18 protein-coding genes are annotated in these 15926 nt (G+C 34.1%); 13 read left to right on the top strand and 5 right to left on the bottom strand.

The genetic code is table 11. The annotated features are described in order from the left end of the window. Positions 1 to 320: 320 nt before the first annotated feature. Positions 321 to 1028: a dipeptidase PepE gene (gene pepE / locus AC061C_RS12180; RefSeq protein WP_478291393.1), complete on the bottom strand. Its 708-nt coding sequence runs from the start codon at positions 1026 to 1028 to the stop codon at positions 321 to 323. Positions 1029 to 1177: 149 nt separating this feature from the next. Between pepE and AC061C_RS12175 the strand changes: the two genes are divergently transcribed. The 8 genes from AC061C_RS12175 to AC061C_RS12140 all read left to right on the top strand — a co-directional run bounded on the left by AC061C_RS12175 (position 1178) and on the right by AC061C_RS12140 (position 8141). Beyond that, positions 1178 to 1933, top strand: a complete 756-nt coding sequence (locus AC061C_RS12175) for a hypothetical protein (protein WP_478291392.1) — start codon at positions 1178 to 1180, stop codon at positions 1931 to 1933. A gap of 25 nt (positions 1934 to 1958) precedes the next feature. Further along, positions 1959 to 2651, top strand: a complete 693-nt coding sequence (locus tag AC061C_RS12170; protein ID WP_417984889.1) for a BamP family beta-assembly machinery protein — start codon at positions 1959 to 1961, stop codon at positions 2649 to 2651. Further along, positions 2638 to 3417, top strand: coding sequence for a hypothetical protein (locus AC061C_RS12165; protein ID WP_478291391.1), 780 nt, complete (start codon positions 2638 to 2640; stop codon positions 3415 to 3417). Before AC061C_RS12170 ends, AC061C_RS12165 begins: the two co-directional genes overlap by 14 nt. 11 nt (positions 3418 to 3428) lie before the next feature. After that, complete coding sequence (gene bamP, locus AC061C_RS12160) at positions 3429 to 4184, top strand: BamP family beta-barrel-assembly machinery protein (protein WP_478291390.1); 756 nt, start codon at positions 3429 to 3431, stop codon at positions 4182 to 4184. A gap of 73 nt (positions 4185 to 4257) precedes the next feature. Further along, entirely contained in the window at positions 4258 to 4764 is a 507-nt protein-coding gene (locus tag AC061C_RS12155; RefSeq protein ID WP_478291389.1) for a DUF6702 family protein, read from the top strand. Between the two features lie 60 nt (positions 4765 to 4824). Then, positions 4825 to 7068, top strand: coding sequence for a M1 family metallopeptidase (locus AC061C_RS12150; RefSeq protein ID WP_478291388.1), 2244 nt, complete (start codon positions 4825 to 4827; stop codon positions 7066 to 7068). A 108-nt stretch (positions 7069 to 7176) separates the two neighbouring features. Further along, the gene (locus AC061C_RS12145) at positions 7177 to 7578 is read left to right on the top strand and encodes a twin-arginine translocase TatA/TatE family subunit (RefSeq protein WP_478291387.1); all 402 of its coding nucleotides are present in this window, start codon (positions 7177 to 7179) and stop codon (positions 7576 to 7578) included. Continuing rightward, on the top strand, positions 7578 to 8141 hold the full coding sequence (locus AC061C_RS12140) for a phosphatase PAP2 family protein (RefSeq protein ID WP_478291386.1): 564 nt from the start codon (positions 7578 to 7580) through the stop codon (positions 8139 to 8141). The genes AC061C_RS12145 and AC061C_RS12140 overlap by 1 nt, the downstream gene beginning before the upstream one ends. Before the next feature lie 130 nt (positions 8142 to 8271). On the opposite strand, the gene AC061C_RS12135 is transcribed toward AC061C_RS12140, so the two are convergent. Genes AC061C_RS12135 through AC061C_RS12125 form a run of 3 tightly spaced genes read right to left on the bottom strand, consistent with a single transcriptional unit; the run spans position 8272 to position 9456 of the window. Then, positions 8272 to 8913 (bottom strand): O-methyltransferase, encoded by a 642-nt coding sequence (locus tag AC061C_RS12135; protein WP_478291385.1) that lies wholly within the window; start codon positions 8911 to 8913, stop codon positions 8272 to 8274. Further along, entirely contained in the window at positions 8913 to 9212 is a 300-nt protein-coding gene (locus tag AC061C_RS12130) for a type II toxin-antitoxin system RelE/ParE family toxin (RefSeq protein WP_478291384.1), read from the bottom strand. Before AC061C_RS12130 ends, AC061C_RS12135 begins: the two co-directional genes overlap by 1 nt. After that, positions 9205 to 9456 carry a hypothetical protein gene (locus tag AC061C_RS12125; RefSeq protein ID WP_478291383.1) on the bottom strand — a complete coding sequence of 84 codons (252 nt, stop codon included), beginning with the start codon at positions 9454 to 9456 and terminating at the stop codon, positions 9205 to 9207. The genes AC061C_RS12130 and AC061C_RS12125 overlap by 8 nt, the downstream gene beginning before the upstream one ends. Before the next feature lie 198 nt (positions 9457 to 9654). On the opposite strand from AC061C_RS12125, the gene rlmN reads away from it, so the two are divergent. Continuing rightward, positions 9655 to 10698 carry a dual-specificity RNA methyltransferase RlmN gene (gene rlmN, locus AC061C_RS12120; protein WP_478291382.1) on the top strand — a complete coding sequence of 348 codons (1044 nt, stop codon included), beginning with the start codon at positions 9655 to 9657 and terminating at the stop codon, positions 10696 to 10698. 54 nt (positions 10699 to 10752) lie between these two features. Here the strand turns inward: rlmN and AC061C_RS12115 are convergent, their stop codons facing one another. Continuing rightward, on the bottom strand, positions 10753 to 11637 hold the full coding sequence (locus AC061C_RS12115) for a hypothetical protein (protein WP_478291381.1): 885 nt from the start codon (positions 11635 to 11637) through the stop codon (positions 10753 to 10755). Positions 11638 to 11862: 225 nt separating this feature from the next. Between AC061C_RS12115 and AC061C_RS12110 the strand changes: the two genes are divergently transcribed. The 4 genes from AC061C_RS12110 to AC061C_RS12095 all read left to right on the top strand — a co-directional run bounded on the left by AC061C_RS12110 (position 11863) and on the right by AC061C_RS12095 (position 15909). Beyond that, positions 11863 to 12840: a polyprenyl synthetase family protein gene (locus AC061C_RS12110; RefSeq protein ID WP_478291380.1), complete on the top strand. Its 978-nt coding sequence runs from the start codon at positions 11863 to 11865 to the stop codon at positions 12838 to 12840. A 127-nt stretch (positions 12841 to 12967) separates the two neighbouring features. Beyond that, complete coding sequence (locus AC061C_RS12105; RefSeq protein WP_478291379.1) at positions 12968 to 13528, top strand: RNA polymerase sigma factor; 561 nt, start codon at positions 12968 to 12970, stop codon at positions 13526 to 13528. Next, entirely contained in the window at positions 13515 to 14279 is a 765-nt protein-coding gene (locus tag AC061C_RS12100; RefSeq protein WP_478291378.1) for a hypothetical protein, read from the top strand. Before AC061C_RS12105 ends, AC061C_RS12100 begins: the two co-directional genes overlap by 14 nt. Positions 14280 to 14313: 34 nt before the next feature. Next, a complete protein-coding gene (locus tag AC061C_RS12095) occupies positions 14314 to 15909 on the top strand; it encodes a hypothetical protein (protein WP_478291377.1) in 1596 nt (531 codons plus the stop codon). Positions 15910 to 15926: the final 17 nt, after the last annotated feature.

The following is a 15926-nucleotide window of genomic DNA, read 5'->3' as shown; positions in this document are numbered from 1 at the left end:
AGCTCCAGCCTTCCAAGCTGGTTGTCGCGAGTTCGAGCCTCGTCTTTCGCTCTAAAACCTCAAACATTGTTTTGAGGTTTTTTATTTTAATGTTGTGCGAGTCCCGAAGCTTCGGGATATCCCGTGAACGCAGAGATACGGGAAGCCTCGTCTTTCGCTCTAAAACGGCAAACATTGTTTGAGGTTTTTTAATTTAATGTTGCGCGAGTCCCGAAGCTTCGGGATATCCTATAAATGCTATGATACGATAGAAAGTCTTTTATTACCCACTATAAAGCCGAAACATTACGTTTCGGCTTTTTTGTGAGCTATTTGTTAAATTATTTCAAAAAATGTAAATCAATTCCGCTTTCGATTTCTTCAGGCGGTTGGTTTTGTCGGAACAAACGGGCTGTTAAATCTCCTTTCAAAGTAATGGTTTCGCCTTTTACATCCAGCCAACTTCCTTCTCTTAATCCTAAGACGGGTACCGAATTATAAGCATGATATTCTTGTATTCTGGTTTCTCTTGTTTCTCCCATGTGTTTAGAATTGGTGTCGGGATCTAAATAATGTGGGTTTAGATTAAATGGAATTAATCCTAACGTTTTAAAACTTGGCGGAAAAACAATCGGCATATCATTTGTAGTTTGCATGGTTAGTCCACAAATATTACTACCGGCGCTGGTTCCCAAATAGGGAGTTCCGTTTTTTACTGCTTCAGAGAGCGTTTCCATTGCGTTGGTTTTATACAATTGAGAAACTAAAACAAATGTGTTTCCACCTCCAGTAAAAATGCCTTCAGCTTTTTTCAAGGCTTGTGGTGCCTCTTCAAATTGATGAATTCCGATTACCTTTTTATTTATTTTGGCGAAAGCCAAGCTAACCATAGCAGTATATTCGTCGTGTGATATGCCTCCTGGTCTTGCATAAGGGATAAAAAGAATGGTAGAACAGTTTCGAAAATGAATTTTTAATTCAGGTAATAAATAGTCTAGATAATTTTGATTAGCAAGTGTAGAGGTACTTGCGATGAGTATGTTTTTCATTTTTAAGTGCATAATTTGCGTTAAAGGTATAAAATCACTGTACTTATTCTCGCATTTTTAATTAACATTTTTTTATCAAGCTATTAGTACTTAATTTGGAATGCATTAAGATACTTTTACGAACGGTTAGTAACGAATTCCAAAAATGGATGATTAGAATTGTTTACTTTTTTTTGGTATTTGTAGTTACGAATGGTCTAGCTCAAGAGTCGTTTCGTGTAAAATTGAAAGGAAGAACTACTTTTGAATTCTCAGCTTTGGAGGGAATTACCGTATTGAATTTAAAAAGTCAGCAAGCAGTAGTTTCAGATAAATTGGGAAATTTTTCTATACTGGCTAGAGTTGGAGACAGTTTACTCTTCGCCGAAGGGCAATTTAAAGAGGTTAAGATTGGCCTCACTCAAAAGGATTTTGAAAAAGAAATACTTACTGTACAGATGGCGCTCAAAGTAAATGAATTGAAAGAAGTTGTTGTCAAAAATGATATCAACGCGGTCTCTATGGGGATAATTCCAAAGGGGCAAAAAACATATACTCCAGCAGAAAGAAAATTATATACTGCAACTGATCTCAATGCTTCGGCTAATGTGGGCAGTATGATGGGAGGGTCTGTTTCTGCCGATCCACTTTTGAATTGGATTTCTGGACGAACAAAAATGCTTAAAAAAGAACTCGAAGTTGAAAAGAAAGAATCCTATTTGCGACAATTAGAGAATTGGTTTACGCCAGACTATTTTGTCAGTAAATTAAAAATTCCCGCGGAGTATGTCAAGGGATTTCAATATTATAGTATTGAAAACGAGCCATTAATGGCTGTTTTAAAAGCTAAGAATAAGACAATGACCACTTTTTTAATAGGAGAATTGGCTTTAAAATATAAAGAGATAATCGCTAGTGAAAATTAAATATACCTTACAGATACTAGTCTTGTTGTTAGTTCAAATTTGTTTTGCTCAAACGGGTAACATTCGCGAACTACGCGGAAAAATCAGTGCCGATTCGCTGGCGGTCGATCGCATTACAATTGAAAATGTAACCACAGATAAAACTGTCTTTTCGGACAGCAAGGGTTTCTTTACCATAGCGGCAAAGGAAGGTGATGTTTTAGTTTTTACAGCGGTTCATCTAGAGGGACTTCGCAGAAGAATTAATCAAGAAGATTTTTTACTAGATAGTATAACCATTAACATGATTCCTAAAAGTATCTTGTTAAACGAAGTCTTTGTGAACGAATCTACAATCACGGCGGAAAGTCTTGGCATTATTCCTTACGGCCAAAAAAAGTATACGCCAGCCGAGAGAAAATTATACACAGCAACCTCTGGCGGCGGGATTGATGGGTTGTTAAATACTATTTCTGGCCGAAAAGCAATGCTGAAAAAAGAAATCATTGTCGAAAAGAAATTGCAGCTTTTGGATCGAATTGATGATCTTTTTGAAGACAAGTTCTATCTTGAAACTCTTAAGATTCCACAGGATTATATACGAGGATTTCAATATTATTGTATTGATGATGTAGCCTTTGCTAATGCTTTGCGAGCTAAAAACAAGACGCTGATTCAATTTTTAATAGTCAAACTAGCTGAAAATTATAACGAAATTATTGCGGGTGAAAATAAATAGTAGTCTTTTACTGGTTTTGTGTTTGGTCTACCAAATTTCTATTGGTCAAACCCCTGCTGAGAGAATGCTTCGCGGTACAATAAGAGTCGATGCTAACCATGCAAGTGGAATAAGTATTCTAAACTTAAGCACTGATAAATCTACCACCACAAATCAAGATGGAGAATTTGTAATTATGGTTCGAATAAATGATGTGCTAGTTTTCACTGCCGTGAATGTAGAAACCACAAAACGGGTAGTTAAGCAAGAAGACTTTACGTTGGGTTTGATACATGTAGAAATGAAAGGCAAAGCCACTCCGCTTAAAGCAGTTATTATTAATTCGAATGCAATAAATGCCGTTTCAGAAAGAATTGTTGCTAAGGAACCTAAGAAATATACCGTTGCAGAAAGGCGATTGCGCACTGCAGGAGATTTTAAACCAATTATGTTATTAGGATTATTGGGCGGGGTAATGCCTCTTGACCCGATTATCAATAAAATTAATGGGCGAACTAAGCGGCTCAAAAAATTAGTTTTCGTAGAAAAAAAAGAGAAGTATATTAAAATGATTTCTGAATGGTATGAGCATGATTATTTTACGACGCAATTAGGGTTGCCTGCGGAATATGTAAGTGGATTTAAATATTATCTGGTCGAAAATGAATTTTTTGTAAAAATTTTAGAGTCAAAGGATCAAGAAAAAATTACTTTTTATTTGGTGGGTTTGGCACAAGACTATAATAATTTATTGAAAAGTGAAAGTCAAATAGATCGCAACAAATAAAAAAATCTAAAATGAAGACAATAATTAAAATCTTTTTTTTGATTTTCATCTGCCAAGTTTCCTTTGGTCAAAATGAAAATAGAAAACCATTGCACGGTCAATTTACAAATGAATCAACGATGGTAGACAACGGCTATGTTATTAATTTAAATTCAAGAACCAGAACTTTTATAAGCAGTCAAGGTTTTTTTGATATTTTGGCGAAAGCCAAAGACACATTGCTGTTTTCTAGTGCCTCTTTTAAGTCAAAAAAAATAGTAATTCAAGATAAGGATTTCGCAAAACCGCTATTTGTAATTGCTTTGGAAACACAAACTACAGTATTGAATGAAGTTATTGTAAAACGTAAAGCCGAAATAAAACTAATAACTGGGAATACGCAAAGTATTGTTGACATGCAATTTATTGATGATGCAAAGTCTTCTCCTATAAATAGGACGATGCCATCTGACGGGACTATAGAAAATGGAATGGATTTTGTAAAGATTTACAAAATGGTATCTAAATTATTCACCAAAGATTCGGCTAAAAAAAATGATTTGAATCCTACTATTGATTTTTCAGAAACGGTTGGAAAAGGAATTGACAAGTATTTTTTTACCACTACTTTGCAGTTAAAAAAAGAGGAAATTGGATTGTTTCTCGAGTATTGTGAGAATGATCCAAAGTCAAAAACGCTTTTAAAACAAGAAGACGAATTTCTATTAATTGATTTTTTAATCACCAAGAACGAGGAGTTTAAAAGAATTACTACTTTTGAAAAATGAAATCGCTTTGATTCCAGAATACAAATAAGATTGAAGCTGCCATATTTCGATAAAAAACAAATAGAATCTCTAAATGAAAAAAACAATTTTAATTACTTTTTTTGGGTTATTATTTTTAACTACAACTTCCTTTGCCGTGCATAAATTTTATGTAGCCTTGTACCAAGTTAATTATGCTCCACAAAAGAAAATGGTACAAATTACGGCTCGTATTTTTGTAGATGATTTGAATGCTGCCATTGGAAAAAAATATACTAAAAAAGTTAATTTAGGTTCTGAAAAAGAAACAGATGAAGATCTCACATTACTAAAGAAGTATTTAGCCGAAAAATTCAGCATTAAAATCAACGGACAGTCCAAGACCATGACGTTATTAAGCAAAGAAATGGAAGGAGACGTGCTCATTTGTTATTTAAGTATCAAGGAAATTCCTAAAATTAATGCAATTGAAATATTCAACACCGTTATCATAGAAGGAAATTCAGAACAGCAAAATATTATGCATTTTAACGTTGGCGGGATCAAAAACACCATACTTTTTACAGAATCAACATCAAAAGGAATGTTAAAATATGAATAAATTAAGATAAATGTATTTTTAATTATTATTTTCACACACTGAAAAACCAGATTTCAACCTATGAAAAAATTTACCTTATTATTACTTCTTCCAGCAATGTTATTTGCTCAGGAGAAAACGGCACCTGTTGCACCTAAACAAACAGGAAAATACGACACCAATAAGTTTAGTCAAATGTATGATTTGTTAGCTACGCCTAACATGTTTCGTACGGCTTCTGGAGCGCCAGGTCCAGCTTATTATCAGCAACAAGCAGATTACAAGATCAATGTAGAGCTTGATGATAAAAAATCAAAATTAAGTGGGTCTGAAACCATTACTTACTATAACAATTCGCCAGATACTTTAGAGTATTTATGGGTACAGTTAGACCAAAATCAAGCTGCGAAAACGTCTCAGACACCTTTGGCGGAAAGCCAAAGAATGGAACAGGTTTTTCCTGCTGGAAACTTCGCAAACAAGTTTTTAAAACAAGAACAAGAGCGCGGTTTTAATATTGAGTTCGTAAAGGATGTAAAAGGAAATGCCTTGTCCTATTCCATCAATCAAACCATGATGCGCATTAATTTAGCCTCTCCAATGAAGCCAGGTGAAAAATTCACTTTCTCTATCAATTGGTGGTATAATATTAATAATTACAGACAAGATGGCGGTCGTTCTGGCTATGAATTGTTCGAAAAAGAAGGAAATAAATTATATGTAATTGCACAGTTCTATCCAAGAATGGCAGTTTATAATGATGTTGAAGGTTGGCAAAACATGCAGTTTTGGGGAACAGGAGAATTTACATTGCCTTTCGGGAATTTTGATGTAAACATTACTGTGCCTGCTGATCACGTGATGGAAGCTACAGGAGAGCTTATGAACAGAAGCGAAGTATTTACTGCAGAACAAGTAAAAAGATACGAACTGGCTCAAAAATCATTTGATAAGCCTGTTGTAATTGTTACACAAGCGGAAGCTGAAGCAAGTGAAAAAGGATTTTCAGAAAAGAAAAAAACATGGAAATTTAGCGCTAAAAACGTGAGAGATTTTGGTATTGCTACTTCTAGAAAATTCATTCTAGATGCTATGGCGGTACAATTGAACAATAAGACGGTTATGGCTATTTCAGTGTATCCAAAAGAAAGTAATCCACTTTGGGGAGAAACTTCTACTAGAACAGTGGCGCATACTTTGAAAAGTTATTCAGCTCATACTTTTGATTATCCTTATCCAAAAGCGGTATCAGTATCAGCAGAAGATCAAGGAATGGAATATCCGATGATATGTTGGAATTACGGTCGTCCTGACGAAAAAGGAGTTACTAGCGAGCGTACAAAAAATGGAATGATTGGTGTGGTAATTCACGAAGTAGGACACAATTTCTTTCCAATGATTGTCAATTCTGATGAACGTCAATGGTCTTGGATGGACGAAGGATTAAATACGTTTATGCAATATATGGCCGAACAAGAAATGGGAACAAACTTCCCTTCTAGTCGCGGACCTGCAAGTAAAATTGTTCCTTACATGAGTGGAGATCAAAAATTCTTAGAACCAATCATGTCAAATTCAGAAACAATAGTTCAATTTGGAGCTAATGCGTATGGTAAACCTGCAACAGGATTGAATATCCTGAGAGAAACAATCATGGGAAGAGAATTGTTTGACCATGCTTTTAAAGTATATGCCAACCGATGGAAGTTCAAACATCCTACACCAGAAGACTTTTTTAGAACTATGGAAGATGCCTCGGCAGTAGATTTAGATTGGTTTTTTAGAGGATGGTTTTACTCTACTGATTTTGTAGATATCGGAGTAAAGGAAGTAAAACAATATTTTGTATCTGAGACTGCTACTAAGGAATTGAAAGATGCGGTAGTTCGCAGAGGACGTTTTGGACAAGAAAAAGGACCTTTCGTTTATTTAGTTCCAGGAACAAGTGAAGAATTACCTGCTAAGGATAAAAAAGCATTAGCGATTGCAGATGTAAATTTACTTTCAGAGTACGTTAGCAAAAACTTCTCTGCTGATGAAAAAGCGATGTTAAAATCTCCAAAGTTTTTCTATGAAGTAGAGTTTAACAAGCCAGGAGGAATGTTAATGCCAATTATTGTTGAATTGACTTACGACGATGATACCAAAGAGACATTTAAATATCCAGCCCAAATTTGGAGAAAAAATAATGATACTGCAAAGAAAGTCTATGCTACAGAAAAAGCGATTAAAAAGATTCTTGTAGATCCAAAACTAGAAACAGCGGATATTGATGTTACCAATAACGCTTGGCCTAAAGAGGAAGTGAAATCAAAATTTGACTAAGCACAAACAACATTTAAAAAGACTCTGAAAAGAGTCTTTTTTTTATGAAAAAATTAAAATTCAAAGTTGCTAAATTTGGTATATTTGTAACACTAAAAAATAAAAAATATGTTTGGCATAGGAGGAGGCGAATTAATTTTTATCATGTTTATAGTATTAATGCTTTTTGGGTCGGATAAAGTACCTGAAATAGCAAGAACTATGGGGAAAGCTATGGCGCAATTAAAACATGCTACGAATGACATTAAAAGTGAAATTCAAAAAGGTGCTGAGGCGAATGGATTTGATTCTAAATCATTAAGCGATATAACGGGAAATATTACCTCGGAAATTAATAAAGCCAAAGAAAATTTATTAGGAGACACTACCCAATTTACTGACATAACGGGGAATATAACCGCAGAAATTAATAAAGCCAAAGTTGACTTACTTAGCGATACAACCACGCCAATCGAAACCACCAAAGAAAGTATTGAAGAAGTTACTGGGCCTATAAAACGTCAGATGTAATGCTAGAAAAAATACTTTCTTTAGATGTAAAATTATTTGTTTTTTTGAATGGATTAGGATCTGAAACTTTTGATGGACTTTGGTTGTTTATAACCAAACAAAGCAACTGGATTCCACTTTTTTCACTCCTTTTATATGTTATTTATACAAAGTTAGGCGTTAAACAAACTTTATATTTACTGCTATTTATAGCTGTTTTAGTAACAATTACGGATCAAACTACAAACCTATTCAAAAATGGATTTCAAAGATTGCGTCCGTGTAATAATCTTGAAATTAATTCTTTTATCCGCATTGTTAAAATTAGCCACTCATTCAGTTTTTTCTCTGGTCATGCCGCTAATTCAATGGCAGTTGCCACATTTGTGTATTTCAACTTCAAGGATAAAATCAAATTTTTTGGATTTTTGTTCCTTTGGCCGCTCATCTTTGCCTACAGCAGGATTTATCTTGGCTTACATTATCCAGTAGACATACTTACGGGCTATTTATTTGGATTTACCTTTGGTTTCTTGATGTTTAAAGCTTACAAAATAGCACAAAAAAAGTACTTTCCTTTATAGAGTTATGGGTACATATTAGTAATTATCTGGAGCTATTTCCGGCAGTACATTACAATCCACGCAAAAAAGCGTGGGATTTTCATTTCCATCCGGGCTAGGGCTTAGTTTTCAATAGCGGTTTAGTTGGTAATTACAACACGCGACTCACCGTCAAACCATCGCGAATAGGCAACAAAACAGTTTCTACTCTAGGATCATTAGCTAACAACTGATTGTATTCCAATAATATTTTGGTACTTAAATCATTGGGTTGTAATTGCTCTAAAACCTTTCCACTCCAAAGTACATTGTCAGATAATATGATTGCGCCTTGATTCATTTTTGGTATAATCAGCTCAAAATAATTCAGATAATTTTCTTTATCAGCATCAATAAAAACCAAATCAAATTTTAGATCTAATGTTGGAATTATTGTAACAGCTTCCCCTAAATGTTGGAAAATTTGATTTCCCCAAGATGATTTTTCAAAATGTTTGCGCTGAAAATCTACTAATTCCTCTTTGATGTCAATCGTATGAAGTGAACCGTTTTTCTGCATTCCTTCGCACAAGCACAAAGCAGAATAGCCAGTATACGTCCCAATTTCGAGAATGTTTACAGGCCGAATCAATTTTGATAACATACTCAAAACCCGTCCCTGAAAATGGCCGCTTAACATTCTCGGCAAAAGAATTTTTTGATAGGTTTCTTTATTTAGAGCAGCCAGTAAAGCAGGTTCTTTTTGAGAATGCTGCTCGATATAATCTTCTAATTCTTGGGAAATGAAATGCATTATCTTAAACTTTTTATTGGATCTTGAAAAGTATTAAATATTCTAATAACGTAAATTTTGTTGTGATGGAATTGGTAAAGTATTTTGTAGTTTCTTGTAATCATTCTTCTGCAATCAATTCGGTATTCATCAGTTTGAAATTGATCAGGAAAAGTTATTGAATTTATACTTTCAAAAATTTCATCGGTTACTGTAGAGGCAACTGAGAGAGAAAATTTATGTATTAATGAAAGATAAATGTCTTTTAAATCAAGTTTTGCATTTGTAGTCCAGAAAATTTCATAAATTGAATTAGTCATTTTTCCAGGTTTTCATTTCTTCAATAAGATTTTCTTGAGAAATTACCCTATTGTTTTTAATATCTTCTAACCCTTCTTCAATCGTATTATGATATTCTGAGAGTGTTAAGGCATTTCCTTTTGCATCGTAAGAAACAATTTCATTCAAATAATTATCAAATACAGAGGATACAATACGAAGTACTCTTTCATCTGCAAGATCTAATTGAAGTTGGATTTTATGTTTTAATTCTGGAAGTCCCATTTTTATTAATTTATATACAAATTTACAAAAAATTATAATAAGTTTTTTTATTGCGTTTGGTCTACTATTTTCGTTTTTTCTAATTTCAAACCTCTAATTCTTGGGAAATGAAATGCATTATTTTAAATTTTTTACAAAATTACAAATAACCAAATTCACAAATAACGAAAACCTCAAAATACTTACTAACTTTGCATCATGGAAATCGAGAAAAAAGACATACGATCCTTATCAAAAGAACAATTGCGAGACTTTTTTGTTGCTAATAGAGACAAATCTTTTCGTGGGAATCAAGTATATGAATGGTTGTGGAGCAAAGGGGCGCATAGTTTTGAGGATATGACTAATGTTTCCAAGCAAACACGTACTATGCTGGAAAGTAATTTTGTGATCAACCACATCAAAGTAGATACGATGCAGCGCAGTGAAGATGGCACGGTGAAAAACGCGGTACGATTGCATGATGGTTTGGTGGTCGAATCGGTTTTGATTCCTACGAATACCAGAACAACTGCTTGTGTTTCCAGTCAAGTAGGCTGTAGTCTAGATTGTAATTTTTGCGCTACAGCGCGATTAAAAAGAATGCGAAATCTAGAGCCAGCAGAAATTTACGATCAAGTACTTGCTATAGATAAAGAAAGCCGTTTGTACTACAATCATCCGCTTTCGAATATCGTTTTTATGGGAATGGGAGAGCCCTTGATGAACTATAATAATGTGCTTAAAGCGATTGAAATGATAACATCGTCAGAAGGTTTAGGGATGTCTCCAAAACGGATCATGGTTTCTACTTCTGGTGTTCCTAAAATGATTAAAAAATTGGCAGATGACGACGTCAAATTCAAATTGGCAGTTTCTTTGCACTCCGCAATTGATGAAATCCGTTCCCGAATCATGCCCTTTAGCGCCAACTTTCCTTTGGCGGATTTACGAGAATCCTTAGAATATTGGTATCGAAAAACCAAAAGCAAAATCTCCTACGAGTATGTAGTCTGGAAAGATATTAATGATAATAAAGCTTCCATTGATGCGCTAGTGAAATTTTGTAAATACGTTCCTTGCAAAGTAAATTTGATAGAGTACAATCCAATCGATGATGGAGAATTTCAACAAGCTTCTGAGGAAGCAATAAACGCTTATATTAAAGCATTAGAAGCAAGCGGAATTGTGGTTAAAGTAAGGCGAAGTCGAGGTAAAGATATTGATGCTGCTTGTGGACAGTTAGCCAATAAAGAAGCATAAAAAAAATGGAGTTCAATTTTGAACTCCATTTTTAGTTTTAGATCTAGTCAAAAATTAATTTCCTAAAATTATTGGTTTTGCCGTTCCGCCATCAATTGCTAACGTTGCAAGATTATCACATTCGCCATTGCCATATTCAATAATTGCGTAGTGCGAGTCCTTACTTATTTTTAATTTTCCAGATACAGGAAAAGGCATAGGAGCGGTTTGTAAGCTGCAAGCTGTTTTATGGATTAATGCAGTTCCTTTTTCTACTAACCAAGTGTAATTAGATCCATTTGGATGTGTGGTAGTAAACGTGCCATAAGTAGAGAATATGTCATCAGTAGGAGATGAGCGAGTAGCAAATCCGGCAGTCATTTCTCGTATTCTTTCTCCATTTCTAGTGTAAATCCCCTCGGTTGAAGTCCATGTCATTGCGTTCATGGTAAAAGTGTTTTTTGGATGCAAATCAGTTCCCGTACCAATCATTTCTCTTTTCCAAGTGGATGTTCCCTCTAGTTTATTTTCATTGATGTAAAAATTATTGAAGGTAACAGTCATGATTTTAGGAAAAGTTGTTCCTAATGTACGTGTCAAGATAATTTGCCCTTTTAGTAGATTCCCTCTAAACAAACAAGTCGGTGTGTTTGGATTGCCAAAAGTGATCGTTATTTTCCTTACTGTTGACGTAGATCCCAAATCGCTAACGGTTGCACAGGTTGGTAAAATCGAGAAATAACCCGCTTGTAATCTTCCAACTGAAGTTCCTTCAGTTATTTCATATTGATTTTCTATCAGGACAACAACGTCATCGATGGCGTTATCCATTTTTTGTGAAGCAGCAACGTCATTGGTAGTTACGGCTGCTTCTGCTGCAGCTGGTTCTGCCTCGTTAGTACAACTTGTAAAAGCTAGAAAGCTCAAAGCCATACTGAGTGCTAAAAATTTTGTTTTCATAATAAGGGGTTTTAGGTTATTGTATTTGGATTGATTTTTGGGGAAAAGGTTTAATGTGTGTGTTAAAATAATGTTCTAAAGTACTAAAATAAAGTTAAATAGTTGCTGTATCGTTAGAAAGAATACGGAATTATGCTGTAATTGAGAAGAATAGCTTTCAAAAAAAATACTTCGCTCCATTTCATAACTGTTTTTTTATTTCAAAATTGTATCTTTGAATGGCAAATGAATGTCACTTCACAAATAAAACAGCCCATTTTTGATGAGATGGAACTTTTCGAAAAAAAGTTCTATGAATCAATGACTTCACAAGTGGCTTTGTTAAATAGAATAACGTATTATATCGTAAATAGAAAAGGAAAACAAATGCGTCCCATGTTTGTTTTCTTAACTTCAAAAATGGTATCGTCAGGTATAGTAAATGAGCGAACCTATCGCGGTGCGTGCGTAATTGAATTGATTCATACGGCTACATTAGTTCATGATGATGTGGTTGATGATAGTAACCGTCGTAGAGGTTTTTTCTCTATCAATGCACTTTGGAAAAATAAAATTGCCGTTTTGGTAGGTGATTATTTATTGTCTAAAGGATTGCTGCTTTCTATTGATCATGGCGATTTCGATTTACTCCGTATTATTTCTGTCGCTGTGCGCGAAATGAGTGAGGGCGAGTTACTCCAAATTGAAAAAGCCCGAAGACTTGATATCACAGAAGAGGTGTATTACGAAATCATTCGAAAAAAGACTGCTACACTTATTGCTGCTTGTTGTGCACTTGGCGCACAATCTGTCATTGAAGATGTAGTTCAGGTAGAAAACATGCGCAAATTTGGCGAACTCATAGGAATGGCTTTTCAGATCAAAGACGATTTGTTCGATTATTCAGAAGATGCCATTGGTAAACCAACAGGGATTGACATCAAAGAACAAAAAATGACTCTGCCTCTTATTCATGTTTTGAATACGTGTACTTCAAAAGAGAAAACATGGCTTATCAATTCTATTAAAAACCATAATAAAGATAAAAAACGCGTCAAAGAAGTTATTGCTTTTGTAAAAAACAATAACGGATTGCTTTATGCTGAAAATAAAATGATTCAATTTCAGCAAGAAGCACTTGTATTGCTGAATAATTATACAGACTCGCTGTTTAAAGAAGCGCTGATTTTAATGGTGAATTACGTGATTGAAAGAAAAAAATAGTCCCCATTTTGTCATTCTCACGAAGGAAGAATCTCAGGTCACGAGATTTTTTTTCAATTAATTATATTTCCATGCAACCTTTTTGTATTGTTAATCGTCTATACTTATAGAAACACTTTATAAAATTTTGAAAGTAATCAACTTACATCAGGAGGAAAATGAATTAATCCAGTTAGCTGTCGAAAACAATCGGCAGGCACAACAGCAGATTTATTCCAAGTTTTCACCAAAAATGTTAAGTGTTTGCCGACAATACATAAAAGACATTCATCAGGCCGAAGATATCATGATTACTGCTTTTATGAAAGTGTTTACCAATTTGAAGAACTTTCAGCATAAAGGAAGTTTCGAAGGTTGGATTAGAAGAATTATGGTTAATGAATGCATTTCCTTTATTCGAGTTGAAAAAAAACTCAAATATAGTGAGGAGGAAAACTATTTTGAAGAAAGTTTCAACAATATTGAAAGTCAATTTTCAATAGATGATATTCAGTATCTAATCGATAGTTTACCAGATGGCTACAAAATGGTGTTCAATTTATATGCGATCGAAGGGTATAAGCATCAAGAAATTGCCAGTATGTTAGGGATTAATGAAGGAACCTCTAAATCGCAATTGTCACATGCTCGAAAAATGCTGCAGGGACAGATTAACAAGCTAAAAAATTACAGTAATGGAACCGAATAAATTAGAGAAGCATTTTAAAAAGCAATTAAATTCGCGGGAAATTCAGCCTTCAGAAATGGCTTGGAGTAAACTGGATGCAATGCTTACGGCTGCTGACCCGAGCAATAGCGAACAGACGAAGCAAGAACCAAAAGCTAAATTTCCTTGGATGTACATAGCGGCTAGTTTTGTCGGCTTTCTATTGCTAGGAACAGTGTATTTCAATCAAAATAGCAGTGAAATTATCAATCAAAAAAATGATGTTGTTATTCAAAACGATGCAGCGACTAAACCGACTGTAGTTTCTGATAATGATACCAACCTTCAAACAGAATCAGAAAAAGCCGTCGCAGTCGTGTCTAAAACAAATCAGGGAAGAAGTATCAAAAATTTAATTTTAAAACAAAAATCGGATATAGTTAGTTCTAATTCAAATCAAAATCAAGTAGTAGTTTCAATCAACAATCTCTTAAAAGAAAATACTATCAGTGATAATTCTATTCAAGAGCTAAATTATAAAGTAACTGATAAAAACAGATATGTTTCAGCAGAAAAACTTTTAGCTGAAGTTACAAATACAAAATTGGAATCACAAAGTATGGACAAGTCGGTCAATAAAACTACAACAATACTTGCGGTTAGCCCAAACCTTTTATTGCAAAATGTAGAAACGGAATTAAATCAATCATTTCGAGAATCTGCATTGAATAAATTCAACAAGAATTTTAATGCTATAAAAACAGTTTTAGTAAATAGAAATTACGAAGAATAAATCAAAATCAATCATCAATCAAAAAACGAAAATCATGCAAAAAATTATTTTAATTGCAGCACTGTTGCTAGCTGGACTTGCAACCAAATTAACTGCTCAAAGTAGTGGAACCTCTAAGATTATTAAAGATTGGACCTACCGGCAGTCGCCAACTTTGAATTATGAAATAGCTTTAGAAAATAATGTAGCGTCTTATAACCAAGATATTATTACAATAAAATCTATACATAGTAAAAATAAAGGTTTGGGTGCGACTCTTACCAAAAATGTAGTAGCCGATTTGTATAGAGGAAAAACAGTTAAAATGACAGGTTATATCAAAAGTGATAAAGTGCAAACTAAAGCTGGTCTTTGGATGCGTATTGATTATTATGGTTTTGTAGAGTTGGCAAATGATTATATGAAAAATAGGCCAGTTAAAGGAACCACTGATTGGACCAAATATGAGATTATTTTATTTGTACCGATGGAAGCAACGCAAATCTCTTACGGAGTTTCATTAGTTGGTACTGGCCAAGTGTGGTTTAAGGACGTTTCTTTAGAAATTGTTAGTGATAGTATTCCAGAAACTGGCTCGAACAGAGGGAGAGATCATAAGATTTTATCTTTCGAAACGAGAGCAAAAGCGATAAGTAATCAAATTAAAGGTGTTGTTGCAACAGAAAAAGCTGCTCTAAAGGAGGACATACAATTAATAGAAAAGGATCTTGAAAAAGGAATTATTTCTAAAGAACAAGCTGAAGTTCTGAAATTAAAAAAGGCACAAGAACATGCTACTGTAATTGATATTAAAGTAGCTGCGGAGCAAGAAAAGCTGCAGCAATTAATACGAGATAAGGTAGATGGTAAAGTCCAAGATGAAGGAAATTACAGTGATAAAGGTAACTCAGTCGTATTTGGAAATAATCCGAATTCAATTGGTTCTCAAACAGAGATTAATGTGACTTCAATGAAAGTATATAATGGGCAGGAAGATAAAGAAGAACGCCAATCCAAAAGAACAACTTCTCAACTCGTATTTGCAGCTTGTTTGAATAACGTTGTTACAGATGGTTCTGTTGAAAAATCTGATTTCAGATATTTAGGGTCTCATTTTTATGAATTGGGTGTAACGTATAACACCAGAATATTACCTGAAGGCAATTTACTCCATGCCAAATATGGATTATCACTACAATATAATAATTTGCGAGCTACTGATAATAGAAACGTAGTAGTAAACGGTAACCAGACCAATTTAGAAGTAAATGCATTGCAGCAAGAAGATTCTCGTTTCAAAAATGTCAATTTGGTATTTCCGGCGCATCTAGAATTTGATTTTACAAAAACACAAGATAGGGATGGAAAGACCTATTATAAAACGCATGAAAGTTTTCGTTTTGGAGTAGGAGGATTTGTGGGTGTCAATCTAAAATCGAAGCAATACATTAATTATGATAGTGATTCCTATAAGTCTAGAGTGATAACGAGAGGAGATTTCAATACCAGTAATTTTATATATGGTTTGAGTACGTACGTTGGTTATAAAGCAACTAGTTTATACTTGAAATATGATTTAAATCCACTGTTTAAAGATAATACTGTGAAACAAAACAACGTTTCTTTAGGAGTACGTTTTGATTTTAATTAGCAATTGTTTTAGTTAGT

The sequence above is a fragment of the Flavobacterium sp. GNP010 genome (assembly GCF_056428945.1).
The sequence above is the reverse complement of the archived record's forward strand: the minus strand, read 5'-3'. Positions and strand labels throughout refer to the sequence as shown.